A 16381-nucleotide genomic window follows, 5' to 3' on the forward strand; every position below is an offset into this window, starting at 1 on the left:
CACGAGCGGTGAGAACGGTGGCCCGGCGGACCCCAGCCGTTCACCCGCTCGTCACGTCGTGGTGGCCGGAGCCGGTTTGGCTGCGCGGGCCCCACTTCGTCTCGATCCAGAGGGTTCTGATGACCGACATCCTCGAGCCGCGCAAGCGCGCGCTGCTGCCCCTGTTCTCCGGCATCCGGCACGGCAGCCGCAGCCACACGACCTGCTTCTACAAGTGCGGCAACGCCTGCGACAGCGCCGTGCCCAACCCGACGGACAACCCCACCTTCGCCGACGTCGTCCAGACCGCGTTCAGCCGGCGGAACCTGCTGAAGGTGGCCGGCGCCAGCGCCCTGGTCATCGCGGCCGGACCGGCCCTCCCGGCCCCGGCGCAGGCTGCTCCGCGCGGCCGCGGCGGGGACACCGGCGGCGCTCTGACGTTCGAGCCGGTCGAGCAGAACTTCCTGGACGCCCTCGTGATCCCGTCCGGGTACGCCTCGAGCGTGGTCATGCGCTGGGGCGACCCGGTGCTGCCGGGCGCGCCGCCGTTCCGCATCGACCGGCAGACGCCCGAGGCCCAGGCCCTGCAGTTCGGCTACAACTGCGACTTCATCGGGTGGCTGCCGCTGGACGACCGCAACGCGCTGCTCGTGGTCAACCACGAGTACACCGACGAGCAGCTGATGTTCGCCGGGGTCGCCGACGAGGAGGGTGCGGGCGACATCTCGAACGAGCAGAAGCGCATCGCGATGATGGCGCACGGCATCTCGGTCGTGAAGATCCGCCGGGACGGGCCGGCCGGCCAGTGGCGGGCGACCCGCGAGCGCGACCGCAACCGCCGCATCACGACGGACACCCCGTTCCGGCTGACCGGGCCGGCCGCCGGGTCCGAGTACCTGCGGACCAGCGCCGACCCCGAGGGCCGGACCGTCCGGGGCACCCTGAACAACTGCGCCGGCGGCGTGACCCCGTGGGGCACGACGCTGCACGGCGAGGAGAACTTCAACCAGTACTTCGGCACGACGGCGCCGATCAGCGAGCAGACCCAGCTCGCGGCGCTGCGGCGGTACGGCGTGAGCCCGGAGGACGTCCCGACCCGCCAGTGGCACACCGTCGACCAGCGGTTCGACCTCAGCAAGGAGCCCAACGAGGTCAACCGCTTCGGCTGGGTGGTCGAGGTCGACCCCTACGACCCGACCTCGACACCCCGCAAGCACACTGCGATGGGGCGCTTCAAGCACGAGGGTGCCAACGTGCAGATCGCCGCGGACGGCCGGGTGGTGGCGTACTCCGGCGACGACGAGCGCTTCGACTACATCTACAAGTTCGTGTCGAAGAAGACGTTCCGGGCGGGCACCGACCGGGCGACGCGCGAGCACAACATGACCCTGCTGGACGAGGGCGACCTCTACGTCGCGCAGTTCACCGGCGACTCGCCGGCCGCCGAGATCGACGGCAGCGGGACGCTCCCCAGCGACGGGGAGTTCGACGGCGTCGGGCACTGGATCCCGCTGGTCGAGGACGGCCGGTCGATGATCCCGGGCAAGGACGTGGCCTGGGTCCTGGTGTTCACCCGCCTGGCCGCCGACCTGCTGGGCAAGCAGGTCGACGAGAACGGCGACCTCCCCGACCCGGCCAACCCGGTCGTGATCGACCCGTCGAAGGTGCCGACCAAGATGGACCGGCCGGAGGACATCCAGGTCAACCCGGTGAACGGCCGGGTCTACGCCGCGCTGACCAACAACTCCAGGCGTACCGGTGCGGACGGCCGCCCGGGGGCGGACGAGGCGAACCCGCTCACCCGTTCCTACGCGTTCGAGCCCGCGGACGACGAGGCCGGCACGCCGGCGTCCTTCGAGCTGCAGCCCGGCAACCGCAACGGGCACGTCATCGAGTGGGAGGAGCTGGGTTCGGCCACCGGCGACACCTTCAACTGGCGGATCTTCCTCATCGCCGGCGACCCGGACTTCCCCGGCACGTACTTCGCCGGGTACGACAAGTCGCAGGTCAGCGCCATCTCGTGCCCGGACAACCTGGAGTTCGACCCGGCCGGCAACCTGTGGATCTCCACGGACGGGAACGTGCTCTCCACGCGCAACCAGGAGGCCGGCACCATCGGCGGCACGAACGACGGGCTGTTCGCGGTGCCCACCGCGGGCCCGGAGCGCGGCCACCTCAAGGCGTTCCTGACCGTTCCCATCGGTGCTGAGTGCAGCGGGCCGATGATCCCGCCGGACGGCCGGTCGGTGTTCGTCTCCGTGCAGCACCCCGGCGAGACCACCGGGTCCACGGTGGAGAACCCGTCGAGCCGGTGGCCCGACATGCAGGCGTACCGGCCGTTCCCGCGGCCGAGCGTCGCGGTGGTCTACCGCCCCGACGGCGGTCGCGTCGGCAGCTGACCGGCCACGTCCCCGGGTGAGCCCCCGCGCCGTTCACGGCGTGGGGGCTCGCTCGTGCCCGGCAGATGTGTCGGCAGCGTCGGGTAGACCGGTCGCCATGAAGATCTACGCCGTCGCCGTGAGCGCCACCGACCTGCCCCGTGCCCGGTCCTTCTACGAGCTGCTCGGCTTCCGCTTCCCCGCTACGGCGCCGGACGACCCGCACCTTGAGGCGGCGGACGACTCCGGCGTCCGGCTGATGATCGATGCCGCCGAGACGATCACCGAGCTCTACGGCGAGCCGCCGCGGCCGGGAACCACGGCCGGTTTCGCCATGGTGGTGGCGTCCCCGGGCGCCGTCGACGAGACGGTGGGCCGGGTGCGGGCAGCCGGGCACGCCGTCGTGAAGGAGCCGTACGACGCCCCGTGGGGGCAGCGGTACGCGACGGTGGCCGACCCGGACGGCTACCGGGTCGACGTGTTCTGCCCGTTGCCCGGCTGACCGTCCCGCGGCAGGTGGTCAGCCCGGCAGCAGCGCGTCGATCCGGCGGGCGAGCTCGAGGTCCAGCTCGCTGACCCCGCCGGCGGAGTGGCTGACCAGCGTCAGGTGCAGCTTCCGGTACCGCAGGTCGACGTCCGGGTGGTGGTCCATCTCCTCCGCGACGTCGGCGATCGCCACGATCGCGGCGACGGCGTCCCGGAAGGTGGGCAGCTCGACGGTGCGGCGGATGCCGTCCCCGTTCCCCGCCCACAGCGGTAGGCCGTGCAGGGCGGCGGCGAGCTCGTCGGGGGAGAGGCGGGGTGGACGGGGCATCCGCCCATCGTCCCGCCGGTCACCTCAGGTGTGCAGGCCGCACTCGATCTTGTTCTTGCCGGCCCAGCGGCCGGCCCGCGGGTCCTCGCCCGGCGCGACCGGCCGGGTGCACGGCGCGCAGCCGATCGAGCCGTAGCCGATCTCGAACAACGGGTTCACCGGGATCTGGTGCTCGGTGGTGTAGGCGTCGACGACGTCCTGGGTCCAGGCTGCCATCGGGTTGACCTTCACCATGCCGCGCTTGGCGTCCCAGTCGACCAGCCGGGTGCCGGCCCGCGTCGGCGACTCGTCGCGCCGCACGCCCGAGCCCCACGCGGTGAACCCGGCCAGCGCCTGCGCCAGCGGCTTCACCTTGCGCAGCTCGCAGCACAGGTCCGGGTCCCGGTCGTGCAGCGCCGGCCCGAAGGCGGCGTCCTGCTCGGCCACGGTCTGCGGCGGGGTGACGTTGTGCAGCGTGATGGGCAGCACGCTGCTGATCCAGTCGCGGGTCCCGATCGTCTCGGCGAAGTGGTAGCCGGTGTCGAGGAAGACCACGTTGACCCCGGGGATCACGCGGGAGGCCAGGTGCGACAGCAGCCCGTCGGCCATGGACGACGTGATCGCGAACTGGTCGCCGAAGGTCTCCCCGGCCCAGCGCAGCACGGCGAGCGCCTGCTCCACCGGGTCGGCGATGCCCTCGAACCGGGCGTCGGCGTCGGCGGCGAGCTCCGGCGTCGCTGCGATGGCGGTCGTCATCCCTGCTGAACCCCCGTTGCGATCAGGCGGACCGAGAACGCCCGCAGGCAGGCGCCGCAGCGCCACCCACCGGCCGACTCCCCCTCGTAGGGGGTCAGCTCCTCGTCCCCGCAGTACGGGCAGTGGAACACCGGCAGCTGCCGGCTCCTTCCGCCCTCCGGCGGCTGCTCGGTCACAGCAGCCACTCCTCGTCCGCCCGGGAGACGTAGTGCGCGAAGGACTCGCCGTCGGTCCGGCGCTCGAGGAAGCCGCGCAGCACCCGCTCGCAGTAGTCGGCGGTCTCGGCCTTGGTCACCTTGTGGCCGCGGAACTTGCGGCCGAAGGTCGCCTCCACCCCGAGGTGCCCGCCCAGGTGCACCTGGAAGCCCTCGACCATCTCGCCGGTGTCGTCGCGGACCATCGAGCCCTTGAACCCGATGTCGGCGGTCTGGAAGCGGGCGCAGCTGTTCGGGCAGCCGTTGACGTTGATGCCGATCGGCACGTCGAAGTCCGGCAGCCGCTTCTCCAGCTCGGCGTAGAGGTCCTGCGCGTGCTGCTTGGTCTCGACGATCGCCAGCTTGCAGAACTCCAGCCCGGTGCAGGCCATGGTCCCGCGGCGGAAGGCGCTGGGCCGCACCTGCAGGTCGTGCTCGGCGAGCGCGTCGACCAGCGCCTCGACCCGCTCGTCCGGGACGTCGAGGATGACCAGCTTCTGCTGCGTCGTCGTCCGGATGCGGCCCTGGCCGTACTCGTCGGCCAGGTTCGCGATCGTGGTCAGCAGCGAGCCGCTGATCCGGCCGGTGCGCAGCGCGAAGCCGACGGCGTTGAGCCCGTCCTTCTGCCGGCTGACGCCGACGTGGTCGCGCTGGTCGTGCTTCGCGGGCGGCGGCGGGGGCCCGTCGGGCAGCGCCTCGCCGAGGTACTCGTCCTGCAGCACCTGGCGGAACTTCTCCGGGCCCCAGTCGGCCATCAGGAACTTGATCCGGGCGCGGTTGCGCTGCCGGCGGTAGCCGTAGTCGCGGAAGACGCTCGTGCAGGCGGCCCAGACGTCGGTGACCTGGTCGGGCCGCACGAAGACGCCGATCCGCTGGGCGAACATGGGGTTGGTGGACAGGCCGCCGCCGACCCACAGGTCGTAGCCGGCCTCGCCCGCCTCGTTGCGCACCCCGACGAAGGAGACGTCGTCGATCTCGGGCTCGGTGCAGTGGTCGACGCAGCCGGACATCGACGTCTTCCACTTGCGCGGCAGGTTGCTGAACTCCGGGCTGCCCACGTATTTCTCGACCGTCGCGGCGATGACGTCGGTGGCGTCGAGGACCTCGTCCTCGAGGATCCCGGCGAGCGGGCAGCCGAGCATGACGCGCGGCACGTCGCCGCAGGCCTCCATCGTGGAGAGGCCCACGGACTCCAGCCGCCGCCAGATCTCCGGCACGTCCTCGATGCGGATCCAGTGGTACTGCACGTTCTGCCGGTCGGTCACGTCGGCGACGTCCCGGCCGAACTCGGTGCTGATGCCGCCGAGGATCCGCAGCGCGTCGCTGGTCAGCTGCCCGCCGTCGATGCGGGCCCGCATCATGAAGTAGCTGTCCTCGAGCTCCTCGGGCTCCAGCACGGCGGTCTTGCCGCCGGGGATGCCCTGGGCGCGCTGGGTGTACAGACCCATCCAGCGCATCCGGCCCCGCAGGTCACCGGGGTCGATGCCCTCGAAGCCGGTCTTCGAGTAGATGTCGAGGATCCGCTGACGCACCTCGAGGCCGTCGGAGTCCTTCTTCATCCGCTCGTTGGGGTTGAGCGGCTCGCGGTAGCCCAGCGCCCACTGACCCTGACCGCGTTGCGGCCGGTTGCTGGTACGGGTGGGGGTGCTCACGTGGCGTACTTCTTCCTGCGCTTCCCGACCGGCCGGCAGCGGGCCGGGCGGAGGCGCTGCTGGATCGGGACGCAGCGGGAGCTGCGCGGGGGACCTGGGTCAGCGCGCGGCGCGACAGGCGGCGCTGGAGACGAGCGCCAGATCGATGTGCAGACGCGCGACGAGCAGGCTGCCGCGGTCGGTCATGGCGCCGATCCTCCCACATCCCGCGCGGGTGGCGCCGTGGGTCAGCCGGCGGGGGGAGCCGCGCCGTCCATCGCCGAGCGGATGCGGGCGACCGACTCCGCCAGCGGGGTCACCGAGGTGTCGATGACCAGCTCGGCGCGGGCGGGCGGCTCGTAGGGGTCGCTGAGCCCGGTGAACACCGGGATCTCCCCGGCGCGGGCCTTCGCGTACAGGCCCTTCACGTCCCGGTCCTCGCACACCTCGAGCGGCGTGGACAGGTGCACCAGGACGAACCGGCCGTGCTCCTCCACCAGCGCCCGGGCCTCCTCGCGGGCCGCCTCGTAGGGCGCGATCGCGGCGACGACGACGGTGCCGCCGTGCTTGACCACCTCGCCGGCCACCCAGCCGATCCGCCGGATGTTCAGGTCGCGGTGCTCCTTGGAGAAGCTCAGCTCGCTGGACAGGTGGGCGCGCACCACGTCGCCGTCCAGCACCGTCACCGGCCGCCCCTCCGCGGCGAGCTCCGCGACCAGGGCGTCGGTGATCGTGGACTTGCCCGCGCCGGAGAGGCCGGTCAGGAAGACGGTGACGCCGGGTCGCTTCTCGGACATGGCGGTCAGTGTCGCCGTCGCGCCCGGGCGGTCCGCCGGCCGGGGTGGGTCAGCCCTCGACCGGCTCGCTGAACGACCGCCACGCGGTGTCGATGGCCACCAGCTCGGCGGCGTGCGCCGGCAGCTGCCCGGAGACGACGTCGGCGACGGTGACCCCCTCCAGCACGCGGCGGTAGGCCTCGCGGGCGGCCACCCACACGCTGGCCAGCTCGGCCGCCGCGCCCGGGTAGACGACGTCCTCCGGGCGCTGGCCGTGCACCTCGGCGAGGAAGCCCTGCTCGGCCCGCATGACCCGGGCGATGGAGATCTCCGAGGCGGGGAGGGCCAGCCGGTAGCCGCCGTCGCGGCCGCGCTGGCTGGTGACCAGCCGGGCGTGCTGGAGATCGGCGAGGATCGCCTGCAGGAACCGGTTCGGGATGTCCTGGGCGGTCGCGATGCGCTCGGCGGTGAGCGAACCCGGGGCCGCTGCGGCGAGCTCCACCACGGCGCGGACGGCGTAGTCGACCCGGGCGTTGATGCGCACGCAGGACATAGTGCCGCCATCTGGGAGAGTGCCCCGGTGTTCCGGCTGCGTTTCACCACGTTGGTGGAGGCGCCGCTGACCGTGGCGTTCGACGTCGCCCGCGGGCTCGGCCGGCCCTGGCGGCTGCCGCTCGAGGAGGTCGTCTCTGTCCGCCCGGCGCGGGACGTCTACGCCGCCGCGGTGGGCCGGGGGTGGGTCGTGCACTCCCGGCGGTTCACGGCCACCGAGGCGGGGACGCTCGTCGACGAGCAGGTCGACGCCGAGACCGGGCTGCCCGGTGTCCTCGGCAGGGTCGTCGAGCGGGTCCTGCTGCGACGCCGGATCACCCGGGCGATGCGGGCGCACCTCGACGGCTACGCCGCGGTCGCCGCCCGCCGGGCGCTCGACGTCGTCCAGGTGGTCGGGGCCGCGCTCGTGGACGGCGACCGGGTGCTGGTCGCCCAGCGGTCGGGCGGTCCCTACGACGGGTGCTGGGAGTTCCCCGGCGGCAAGGTCGAGCCGGGGGAGCCGGAGCTGGCAGCCCTGGTGCGCGAGTGCGCGGAGGAGCTGGAGGTGGCCGTCGTCCCGCAGGGGTTCCTGGGCGAGGTGCCGCTGGACGGCGTCGTCGCCGGTGGGGCGCCCGGCGCCTCGACCATGCGGGTGTGGTGGGGCCGGATCGAGCAGGGCCGGCCGGTCGCCCGGGAGCACGCGCAGCTGCGCTGGGTGGGTGCCGCCGAGCTCGACGCGCTGGACTGGATCCCCGCGGACCGCCCGCTGCTCCCCGCCGTCCGGGACCTCCTCGCCCGGCTCTGACGGCCCGGGGACGGCGACGGGCGCCGCCCCGTGGAGGGGCGGCGCCCGGCCGTCGTGCGGGGACGGCCCCGCTGCGGGGGCCGGTGCCGGTTACTTGAAGGCGTCCTTGACCTTCTCGCCGGCCTGCTTGAGGTTGCTCTTCGACTCTTCCTTCTTGCCTTCGGCCTGGAGGTCGCGGTCGCCGGTCGCGTCTCCCACCGACTGCTTGCCCTTGCCGGAGAGCTCTTCGATCTTGTTCGTCAGCTTGTCCGTGCCGCTCATCTGTCGTGCTCCTCTGCGTCGGCGGGGTGCCTGAGGCGCTGGGTACCCCTCGGGAGGGCCGCCGACACGCCCAGTCGGCCGGGCGCGGAAGGTCTCCCGTCCGTCGGGGCCGACACCGGAGACCTGCCCGGCTGCCGGGTGAACGGCTGCGGAAGTTACGGTTGCGGCGACGGAACGTGAGCCGAGGTCACAACTCGATGACGTACGTGGACACCCCTCCCGGGGCGTGCCTAGGGTCGCCCCGTCGCACTCGGGAGACGTCCGGCGTCCCTGGGTCCGAAATCCGCTCGAGACCAACCAAGTCATCCGGCCGTCCTCGTCAGAGGCGACGCTCGACGTGTCCGGTGCCCCCGCTACACGCGGGCTGAGGGAGGCATTGCACGTGAAGTTGAGCAAGCGCAACAGTGGAGTCGTAGCGACGGCCATCGCCGCCGCGCTGCTGATGACCGCCTGTGGCGGTGACGACGGCGGCGACAGCGGAGACGCGGCCGCGGCCGACGGCGGCAGCTACAGCATCTACATCGGCGAGCCCGAGAACCCGCTCGTCCCGGGCAACACGACCGAGACCGAGGGTGGTCAGGTCGTCGACGCGCTGTGGACCGGTCTGGTCGAGTACGACAACGAGACCAACGAGCCGGTGTACACCGGTGTCGCGGAGTCCATCGAGTCCGACGACCAGCAGACCTGGACCGTCACGCTCAACGACGGCTGGACCTTCCACGACGGCACCCCGGTGACCGCGCAGTCCTTCGTCGACGCGTGGAACTACACCGCCTACAGCCCGAACGCCCAGGGCAACTCGTACTTCTTCTCGAACATCGTCGGCTACGGCGACCTGCAGGCTCCCGAGACCGGCGGCGAGCCGGCCGCCCAGGAGATGAGCGGGCTGCGCGTCATCGACGACCAGACCTTCGAGGTCGAGCTGGCCGCCCCGTACGCCCAGTGGCCGGCCACCACCGGCTACACCGCGTTCTACCCGCTGCCCGAGGCCTTCTACGAGGACACCGAGGGCTTCGGCGAGCAGCCGATCGGCAACGGCCCGTTCATGGCCGACGAGGCGCTGACCCCGGGCCAGGGCATCACGCTGACCCGCTTCGACGAGTACGGCGGCGAGCAGCCGGCGAACGCCGAGCAGGTCGAGTTCCGGATCTACACCGAGCTGGGCACCGCCTACACCGACCTGCAGGGCGGCAGCGTCGACATCGTCGACACCCTCCCGCCGGACGCGATCGCCTCGGCCGAGCAGGAGTTCGGCGAGCGCTTCATCGAGACCCCGCAGGGTGACATCACCTCGCTGGGCTTCCCGACCTACGACGAGCGCTTCGCCGACCCGAACGTCCGCAAGGCGTTCTCGATGGCGATCGACCGCCAGGCGATCAGCGACGCGATCTTCAACGGCACCCGCACCCCGGCGCAGTCCTACATCAGCCCCGTCGTGCCGGGTCACCGCGAGGACGCCTGCGAGGCGTGCGAGCTGAACGTCGACGAGGCCAACGCGCTGCTCGACGAGGCCGGCTTCGACCGCACCCAGCCGGTCGACCTCTGGTTCAACGCCGGTGGTGGCCACGAGGAGTGGATGCAGGCGATCGGCAACCAGATCCGCCAGAACCTGGGCGTCGAGTACCAGCTCCGCGGTGACCTGCAGTTCGCCGAGTACCTGCCGCTGCAGGACGCGCAGGGCATGACCGGCCCCTTCCGCTCCGGCTGGATCATGGACTACCCGGTGGCCGAGAACTTCCTCGGCCCGCTGTACAGCACGGCGGCCCTCCCGCCGGCGGGGTCGAACGTGACCTTCTACAGCAACCCGGAGTTCGACGCCGCGCTCGCCGAGGGCAACGCCGCCGCGACGGAGGACGAGTCGGTGGCGGCGTACCAGGCCGCCGAGGACATCCTCATCGAGGACCTGCCCGCGGCTCCGCTGTTCTACCGGCTCAACCAGGGCGCTCACTCGGAGAACGTCCGCAACGTGGTCATCGACGCGTACGGCCGGATCGACACGGCCGCCGTCGAGGTCGTCGAGTGAGTCCGCTGACCGACTGATCGACCGCAGGGCATGGAGGTGCGCCCGACCCCCCGGGTCGGGCGCACCTTCGTGTCCGGGGTCCTAGGCTCCCACTGCGCCTCGGTCCGGTCCGAGGCCCTTCCCACGAATCAGGAGGCAGCGCATGGGCCGCTACGTCGCCCGACGCCTGCTGCTCACCATCCCGGTGCTCATCGGCGCGTCCTTCCTCATCTTCGCGATGGTCTACGCGCTTCCCGGCGACCCCATCCGCGCCCTCGCGGGCGACCGGCCGCTGTCGGCGGCCGTGCAGGCCCAGCTGCGGGCCGAGTACAACCTCGACGACCCGCTGTGGCTGCAGTACATCAAGTACGTCGGCGACCTGGTGCAGGGTGACTTCGGCACCGACTTCTCCGGCCGCGACGTCTCGGAGACGATCTTCCAGCGGCTGCCGGTCACCGCGAAGCTGGCGCTGGCGGCGGTCATCTTCGAGGCGGTCATCGGCCTGGTCGCCGGCATCCTCGCCGGCATCCGGCGCGGCTCGTTCTTCGACAACCTGGTGCTGATCTCGACCACGCTGATCGTCTCGATCCCGGTGTTCGTGCTCGGCTTCGTCGCGCAGTTCGCCTTCGGCCTCAAGCTGGGGCTGTTCCCCACGTCGGGCATCGGGGACGGCTGGTACAGCTACGTGCTGCCGGGTCTGGTGCTGGCCAGCCTCTCGCTGGCCTACGTGGCCCGGCTGACCAGGACCAGCCTCGCGGAGAACCTGCGGCAGGACTACGTCCGGACGGCGCGGGCCAAGGGGCTCAAGCCGTCGGTGGTGATCGGCAAGCACACCCTGCGCAACAGCATGATCCCGGTGGTCACCTTCATCGGCGCCGACATCGGTGCCCTCATGGGTGGCGCGATCGTGACCGAGTCGATCTTCAACATCCCGGGGCTCGGCCGGGCCGTGTACGACGCCGTCCTCCGCCAGGAGGGCGCGGTCGTCGTCGGGATCGTGACGCTGTTCGTCTTCTTCTACATCTTCTTCAACCTGCTGGTGGACGTCCTGTACGCCCTCCTCGACCCGAGGATCCGCTATGACTGACAACCGCCCCGACGCCGCACGGCGAGCCGGGGAGCTGGGCAACGCGCCGGAGCCGATCGGCGACCGCTCGGGGACGGTCCAGCGGACCGACGAGTGGGCGGACACCACCCTCGAGGCGAAGTCCGCCGGTCCCGAGATCGGCGAGGCCAGCCTGTGGTCCGACGCCTGGCGCAGCCTGCGGCGGAACCCGTTCTTCCTCATCGGCTCGGTGCTGCTGGTCGTGTTCCTGGTCATGGCGGTGTTCCCGCAGCTGTTCACCAACGCCGACCCGCGCGACTGCGACCTGGCCCGTTCGGCGCAGGGCCCCAGCGCGGCGGCGTGGTTCGGCTACGACGTCCAGGGCTGCGACTACTACAGCAACGTGGTCTACGGCGCCCGGATCTCGGTGGCGATCGGCTTCCTGTCGATGCTCGGCACCCTCGTCATCGGCGTCGTCGTCGGGGCGCTGGCCGGCTACTACGGCGGCTGGATCGACAGCGTGCTGGCGCGGATCACCGACATCTTCTACGGCCTGCCGCTGATCCTCGGTGCCTTCATCCTGCTGGCGGTGCTGCCCGAGCGCGGCGTCCTCGAGGTGTCCTTGGCGCTGATCGTGTTCGGCTGGATGACCGCGATGCGGCTGGTCCGGTCGACGGTGGTGTCGGTCAAGGAAGCCGACTACGTGCAGGCGGCGCGGGCGCTGGGCGCCTCGACGCCGCGGATCCTGCTGCGGCACATCCTGCCCAACGCGATCGCGCCGGTGCTCGTCTACTCGACGATCTTCATCGGCACCCTGATCGCCGCGGAGGCCACCCTGACCTTCCTCGGCATCGGGCTGCAGCTGCCCGAGATCTCCTGGGGCCTGCAGATCAACTCGGCGCAGAACCGGCTCCGGGACGCGGCGCACCTCATCTTCTTCCCGAGCGTGTTCCTGTCCCTGACCGTCCTGTCGTTCATCCTCATCGGCGACGCCCTGCGCGACGCCCTCGACCCGAAGCTCCGGTGATGACAGCAGTTCCGGCGTCCTCCGCCACCCCCGTCCTCGAGGTCGACGACCTCACCGTCGAGTTCCGCACGCCCAAGGGCGTGGTCAACGCCGTCAACGGCATCAGCTACGAGGTGCACCGCGGCGAGACCGTGGCGATCCTCGGGGAGTCGGGGTCGGGCAAGAGCGTCAGCGTCCAGGCGGTGATGGGCATCCTCGACTCGCCTCCCGGCTTCGTGACCAACGGTCGGGTGCTGTTCGAGGGCAAGGACCTGCTGACCTCCTCCGCAGAGGAGCAGCGGGCGGTCCGCGGGCCGGGCGTGTCCATGATCTTCCAGGACGCCCTCTCCTCGCTGAACCCCGTCTTCACCGTCGGGTACCAGATCGCGGAGATGTTCCGGGCCCACCGCGGCGCCAGCCGCAAGGAGGCCAAGGAGGCCGCGGTCGAGCTGCTGGACCGGGTGAACATCCCGGAGGCGCGGCGCCGGGCGAACGCCTTCCCGCACCAGTTCTCCGGCGGTATGCGCCAGCGCGTCATGATCGCCATGGCGCTGGCCCTGGACCCCAAGCTGCTCATCGCCGACGAGCCGACGACGGCGCTCGACGTCACCGTGCAGGCCCAGATCATGCAGCTGCTCAAGGACCTGCAGCGGGAGACCGGCATGGGCCTGCTGCTGATCACCCACGACCTCGGGGTCGTCAACGAGGTCGCCGACCGCGTCGTCGTCATGTACGCGGGCGGCGTGGTGGAGACCGGCACCGTCGACGAGGTGTTCGCCGACCCGTCGCACCCCTACACCGAGGGCCTCATGGCCTCCATCCCGTCCGTGGAGAGCAAGGGCACCCGGCTGCGGCCCATCGTCGGCACCCCGCCGGACCTGTCGCGGATCCCGTCCGGGTGCTCCTTCCACCCCCGGTGCCCGCGGCGGGTGCTCGAGAACGCGCCGCCCGGCAAGAACTGCCGGGACGACGTCCCGCTCCTGCTCCCGGTCGGGGTCCCCGGCCGCGCGAGCGCCTGCCACTACCGCGAGGAGGTCCTCGGTGCCTGAGGCGACCCGGACCCTGGGCGAGCCGCCCCTGCTGGAGGTCAACGGCCTGGTCAAGTACTTCCCGCTGACCTCCGGGGTCATCGCCCGCCGCGTCGTCGGCCAGGTGCACGCCGTGGACGGGGTGAACCTGGTGCTGAACCGGGGGGAGACCCTCGGCCTGGTGGGCGAGTCCGGCTGCGGCAAGTCGACCGTGGCCAAGCTGCTGATGGGCCTGGAGAAGCCGACCGCGGGGCAGATCCTGTTCCACGGCGACGACGTCTCGAAGATGGGCCGCCGGCAGCTCAAGAACTACCGCCGGCGGGTCCAGATCATCTTCCAGGACCCGTACTCCTCGCTGAACCCGCGGATGACCGTCGGCGACATCGTCGCCGAGGGCTGGGACGTGCACGCCGACATCGTCCCGAAGTAGGACCGGCGCAACGAGGCCCGCGCACTGCTGGAGCGGGTCGGGCTCAACCCCGACTACGTCAACCGCTACCCCCACCAGTTCTCCGGCGGCCAGCGGCAGCGCATCGGCATCGCCCGCGCGCTGGCGCTCCGCCCGGAGATCATCGTGTGCGACGAGCCGGTCTCCGCGCTGGACGTCTCGGTCCAGGCGCAGGTGGTGAACCTGCTGGAGGACCTGCAGAAGGAGATGGGGCTCTCCTACGTCTTCATCGCCCACGACCTCTCGGTCGTCCGGCACATCTCCGACCGGGTGTCGGTGATGTACCTGGGCAGCGTGGTCGAGGAGGGCACGCACCACGAGGTGTACGGGTCGCCGTCCCACCCGTACACCCAGGCGCTGCTGTCCTCGGTGCCGGTGCACGAGCCGCACCTGCGCGGCCTCAAGGAGCGGATCCTGCTGCAGGGCGACCTGCCCAGCCCGGCCGACCCGCCGTCGGGCTGCCGGTTCCGGACCCGCTGCTGGAAGGCGCAGGACATCTGCGCCCAGGAGCCCCCGGCGCTGGTCGACCGCGGGCAGGGGCACCCGTCGGCGTGCCACTTCGCCGAGGCCCGGCACGTGGTGCCCTCGGAGTGAGGGGAGAGGTGTCCGGTCGCGCCGAGTGGGCCCCGCAGGGGTCCGCGCAGGCGTGACGCAGCGGCTCCGCGCGCCCGGGGGGCGGCACCTGGCCGCGGTGCGGTCCGGCAGGATCGCAGTGTGAACCGCCGGATCCTGCTCGTCCACGCGCATCCGGACGACGAGACGATCACCACCGGGGCGACGATGGCCCGCTACGTCGCCGAAGGGGCCGGCGTCACGCTGCTCACCTGCACGCTGGGGGAGGAGGGCGAGATCCTCGTCCCCGGGCTCGCCCAGCTGGCGGCCGACCGGGCCGACCAGCTGGGCGGCTACCGGATCGCCGAGCTGCGCGCGGCGATGGCCGCCCTCGGGGTGGACGACGTCCGGTTCCTCGGGGGCGCGGGCCGGTACCGCGACTCCGGGATGATCGGCACCCCGGCCAACGAGCACCCCCGCGCCTTCTGGAACGCCGACCCGGCCGAGGCGGTGGCGCACGCGGTGGCGGTGGTGCGGGAGGTCCGGCCGCAGGTCGTGGTCACCTACGACCCCGACGGCGGCTACGGCCACCCCGACCACATCCAGGCGCACCGCGTCGCGATGCGGGCGGTCGAGGCCGCCGCGGATCCCGGCTTCGCTCCCGAGCTGGGGCCGGCCTGGACCGTCGCGAAGGTGTACTGGTCCTGCGTGCCCCGGTCGGCGCTCCGGGCCGGCGCCGCCGCGCTGGCGGCGGCCGGCGACGCGGTGTCCTTCACCCGGCCGCCCGACCCCGGCACCGCGCCGTTCGCCGTCCCGGACGACGAGGTCACCACCACCGTGGACGCGGCCGCGTTCGTCGACCGCAAGGCCGACGCGATGCGGGCGCACGCCACCCAGCTCACCGTGCAGGGCGGCTTCTTCGCGCTGTCGAACGACCTCGGCCAGCAGCTGGTCGGCGTGGAGCACTACCGGCTGGTGCGCGGCGTGCCCGGGCCGGCGGCGGACGGGAGCGGTCGCGAGGGCGACCTGTTCGCCGGGCTGGACGGGTGACCGCCCGGCTGGCGGTGGCCGGCTGGGGGATCGCCGCGGTCGCCGTCGCCGCGTGGCTGGCGGTGGTCGAGGTGCTCTGGCTCCCGCTGCGGGTCGCCGGTGTGCCGGTGCCGGTGTCCGTCGTCGCGGCGGTGGTGGGCAACGTGCTGCTGGTCGCGGCGGCGCTGCGGCTGTCCGGGTCGAGGGCGGTCGCAGTCCTGCCCGCCGTCACCTGGCTGGTGGTCGTGCTGGCGGCGATGGTGCGCCGCCCCGAGGGCGACCTGCTGGTGGTCGCCGGTGCCGGGGTGGGCATCGTCAACACCGTCTTCCTGCTGCTCGGCGTGCTCGCCGCGGCCGTCAGCGTCGGGCAGGCCCTCGGGAGTCCGCAGCCGGGGGCGGCGCGGTCCGGTAGTGGTAGCGGTGGTGCTCGGTGAAGCCCAGCCGCGCGTAGAGGGCCAGGGCCGGGGCGTTGGACGCCGTGACCTGAAGGACGCAGCAGCGCGCGCCGCGGCTCCGGGCATCTGCGGCCAGGGTGGTCATCAGCGCCGTCGCCAGGCCGCGCCGCCGGTGCCGCTCGTCCACGGTCACCGCGCTGATCACCAGCACGTCCTCCGCCACGGCACCCCGCGCGACGGCGACCGCCGGCGCGGGCGGCGGGTACGGCCGCACCGAGGCGAAGCGCGGCTGCTCGGCGCGCCTCAGGACCGCGGTGGCCGAGGCCGGCAGGGCGCCGCCGGCGCGGTAGCCGGTCAGCCAGACCTCGTCCGGTGCGTCGGCGAGCACCACGGGCACGTCGGGGCACGGCCAGGGGCCGGCCGGGCCGGTGAGGACCACGGTGTCCTCGTCGCGTCCCCAGCCGGCGGCCGCCAGGGCGGCGTCGGCGTCGGCCGCGGGCCCCGGCACGCAGGCGCGGGCCGGGAGCCCCCGCTCGCGGTACCAGCGGGTGACGTCGGCGACGGCCGCCGGCAGCCCGGCCGGGGGGTTCCCCAGCACGAGCACCGAGTTGGCCCGGCCGGTGAAGCCACCGCCGGCCCGCAGCAGCCAGTCGCCGTAGGGCTGCTCCTCCAGCCCGCGCCAGGTGCGCGCGGCCAGCCGCTCCAGGGCGGTCACGGACGCGGGGTCGGGCGGCGCGGGCATGCGGTGATCCTGCCGCCCCGGTGGCGCCTC

18 protein-coding genes and 1 pseudogene are annotated in these 16381 nt (G+C 72.5%); 11 read left to right on the plus strand and 8 right to left on the minus strand.

Features of this window, described 5'->3' with window-relative positions:
• Positions 1–119 precede the first annotated feature (119 nt).
• A complete protein-coding gene (locus BD833_RS13150; protein ID WP_166533603.1) occupies positions 120–2378 on the plus strand; it encodes a PhoX family protein in 2259 nt (752 codons plus the stop codon).
• Between the two features lie 97 nt (positions 2379–2475).
• The gene (locus tag BD833_RS13155; protein ID WP_166533604.1) at positions 2476–2859 is read left to right on the plus strand and encodes a VOC family protein; all 384 of its coding nucleotides are present in this window, start codon (positions 2476–2478) and stop codon (positions 2857–2859) included.
• Positions 2860–2877: 18 nt separating this feature from the next.
• Here the strand turns inward: BD833_RS13155 and BD833_RS13160 are convergent, their stop codons facing one another.
• The 6 genes from BD833_RS13160 to BD833_RS13185 all read right to left on the minus strand — a co-directional run bounded on the left by BD833_RS13160 (position 2878) and on the right by BD833_RS13185 (position 7060).
• On the minus strand, positions 2878–3171 hold the full coding sequence (locus BD833_RS13160) for a 4a-hydroxytetrahydrobiopterin dehydratase (protein ID WP_166533605.1): 294 nt from the start codon (positions 3169–3171) through the stop codon (positions 2878–2880).
• A gap of 24 nt (positions 3172–3195) precedes the next feature.
• Positions 3196–3906 carry a phosphoadenylyl-sulfate reductase gene (locus BD833_RS13165; RefSeq protein WP_166533606.1) on the minus strand — a complete coding sequence of 237 codons (711 nt, stop codon included), beginning with the start codon at positions 3904–3906 and terminating at the stop codon, positions 3196–3198.
• Positions 3903–4082: a hypothetical protein gene (locus BD833_RS13170; protein WP_208092670.1), complete on the minus strand. Its 180-nt coding sequence runs from the start codon at positions 4080–4082 to the stop codon at positions 3903–3905. The genes BD833_RS13165 and BD833_RS13170 overlap by 4 nt, the downstream gene beginning before the upstream one ends.
• Positions 4079–5752: a nitrite/sulfite reductase gene (locus BD833_RS13175; protein ID WP_166533607.1), complete on the minus strand. Its 1674-nt coding sequence runs from the start codon at positions 5750–5752 to the stop codon at positions 4079–4081. Before BD833_RS13175 ends, BD833_RS13170 begins: the two co-directional genes overlap by 4 nt.
• 227 nt (positions 5753–5979) lie before the next feature.
• On the minus strand, positions 5980–6528 hold the full coding sequence (gene cysC / locus BD833_RS13180) for an adenylyl-sulfate kinase (RefSeq protein ID WP_166533608.1): 549 nt from the start codon (positions 6526–6528) through the stop codon (positions 5980–5982).
• Positions 6529–6577: 49 nt separating this feature from the next.
• On the minus strand, positions 6578–7060 hold the full coding sequence (locus BD833_RS13185; protein WP_424945171.1) for an RrF2 family transcriptional regulator: 483 nt from the start codon (positions 7058–7060) through the stop codon (positions 6578–6580).
• Between the two features lie 27 nt (positions 7061–7087).
• Between BD833_RS13185 and BD833_RS22740 the strand changes: the two genes are divergently transcribed.
• Positions 7088–7843 (plus strand): (deoxy)nucleoside triphosphate pyrophosphohydrolase, encoded by a 756-nt coding sequence (locus BD833_RS22740; RefSeq protein ID WP_208092635.1) that lies wholly within the window; start codon positions 7088–7090, stop codon positions 7841–7843.
• 90 nt (positions 7844–7933) lie between these two features.
• On the opposite strand, the gene BD833_RS13195 is transcribed toward BD833_RS22740, so the two are convergent.
• On the minus strand, positions 7934–8104 hold the full coding sequence (locus BD833_RS13195; protein WP_166533610.1) for a CsbD family protein: 171 nt from the start codon (positions 8102–8104) through the stop codon (positions 7934–7936).
• 382 nt (positions 8105–8486) lie between these two features.
• Here BD833_RS13195 and BD833_RS13200 point away from each other — a divergent pair, with 382 nt between their 5' ends.
• The 8 genes and pseudogenes from BD833_RS13200 to BD833_RS13230 all read left to right on the plus strand — a co-directional run bounded on the left by BD833_RS13200 (position 8487) and on the right by BD833_RS13230 (position 15648).
• Positions 8487–10127, plus strand: coding sequence for a peptide ABC transporter substrate-binding protein (locus BD833_RS13200; protein WP_208092636.1), 1641 nt, complete (start codon positions 8487–8489; stop codon positions 10125–10127).
• Between the two features lie 142 nt (positions 10128–10269).
• A complete protein-coding gene (locus tag BD833_RS13205; RefSeq protein WP_166533611.1) occupies positions 10270–11193 on the plus strand; it encodes an ABC transporter permease in 924 nt (307 codons plus the stop codon).
• Entirely contained in the window at positions 11186–12178 is a 993-nt protein-coding gene (locus BD833_RS13210; protein WP_166533612.1) for an ABC transporter permease, read from the plus strand. Before BD833_RS13205 ends, BD833_RS13210 begins: the two co-directional genes overlap by 8 nt.
• Positions 12178–13206 carry an ABC transporter ATP-binding protein gene (locus BD833_RS13215; RefSeq protein WP_166533613.1) on the plus strand — a complete coding sequence of 343 codons (1029 nt, stop codon included), beginning with the start codon at positions 12178–12180 and terminating at the stop codon, positions 13204–13206. The genes BD833_RS13210 and BD833_RS13215 overlap by 1 nt, the downstream gene beginning before the upstream one ends.
• 121 nt (positions 13207–13327) lie before the next feature.
• A pseudogene (locus tag BD833_RS23535) lies at positions 13328–13765 on the plus strand (ATP-binding cassette domain-containing protein); the annotation flags it as partial.
• Between the two features lie 147 nt (positions 13766–13912).
• Positions 13913–14227, plus strand: a complete 315-nt coding sequence (locus BD833_RS23540) for an ABC transporter ATP-binding protein (protein WP_279536019.1) — start codon at positions 13913–13915, stop codon at positions 14225–14227.
• 120 nt (positions 14228–14347) lie between these two features.
• Complete coding sequence (mshB, locus tag BD833_RS13225) at positions 14348–15235, plus strand: N-acetyl-1-D-myo-inositol-2-amino-2-deoxy-alpha-D-glucopyranoside deacetylase (RefSeq protein WP_166533614.1); 888 nt, start codon at positions 14348–14350, stop codon at positions 15233–15235.
• On the plus strand, positions 15232–15648 hold the full coding sequence (locus BD833_RS13230; protein WP_166533615.1) for a hypothetical protein: 417 nt from the start codon (positions 15232–15234) through the stop codon (positions 15646–15648). The genes mshB and BD833_RS13230 overlap by 4 nt, the downstream gene beginning before the upstream one ends.
• On the opposite strand, the gene BD833_RS13235 is transcribed toward BD833_RS13230, so the two are convergent.
• Positions 15572–16351 (minus strand): GNAT family N-acetyltransferase, encoded by a 780-nt coding sequence (locus tag BD833_RS13235; RefSeq protein ID WP_166533616.1) that lies wholly within the window; start codon positions 16349–16351, stop codon positions 15572–15574. The two genes, BD833_RS13230 and BD833_RS13235, sit on opposite strands and share 77 nt — an antisense overlap.
• Positions 16352–16381: the final 30 nt, after the last annotated feature.

Origin of the sequence: Blastococcus xanthinilyticus (genome assembly GCF_008124835.1) — a bacterium.
Lineage (GTDB): Bacteria > Actinomycetota > Actinomycetes > Mycobacteriales > Geodermatophilaceae > Blastococcus > Blastococcus xanthinilyticus.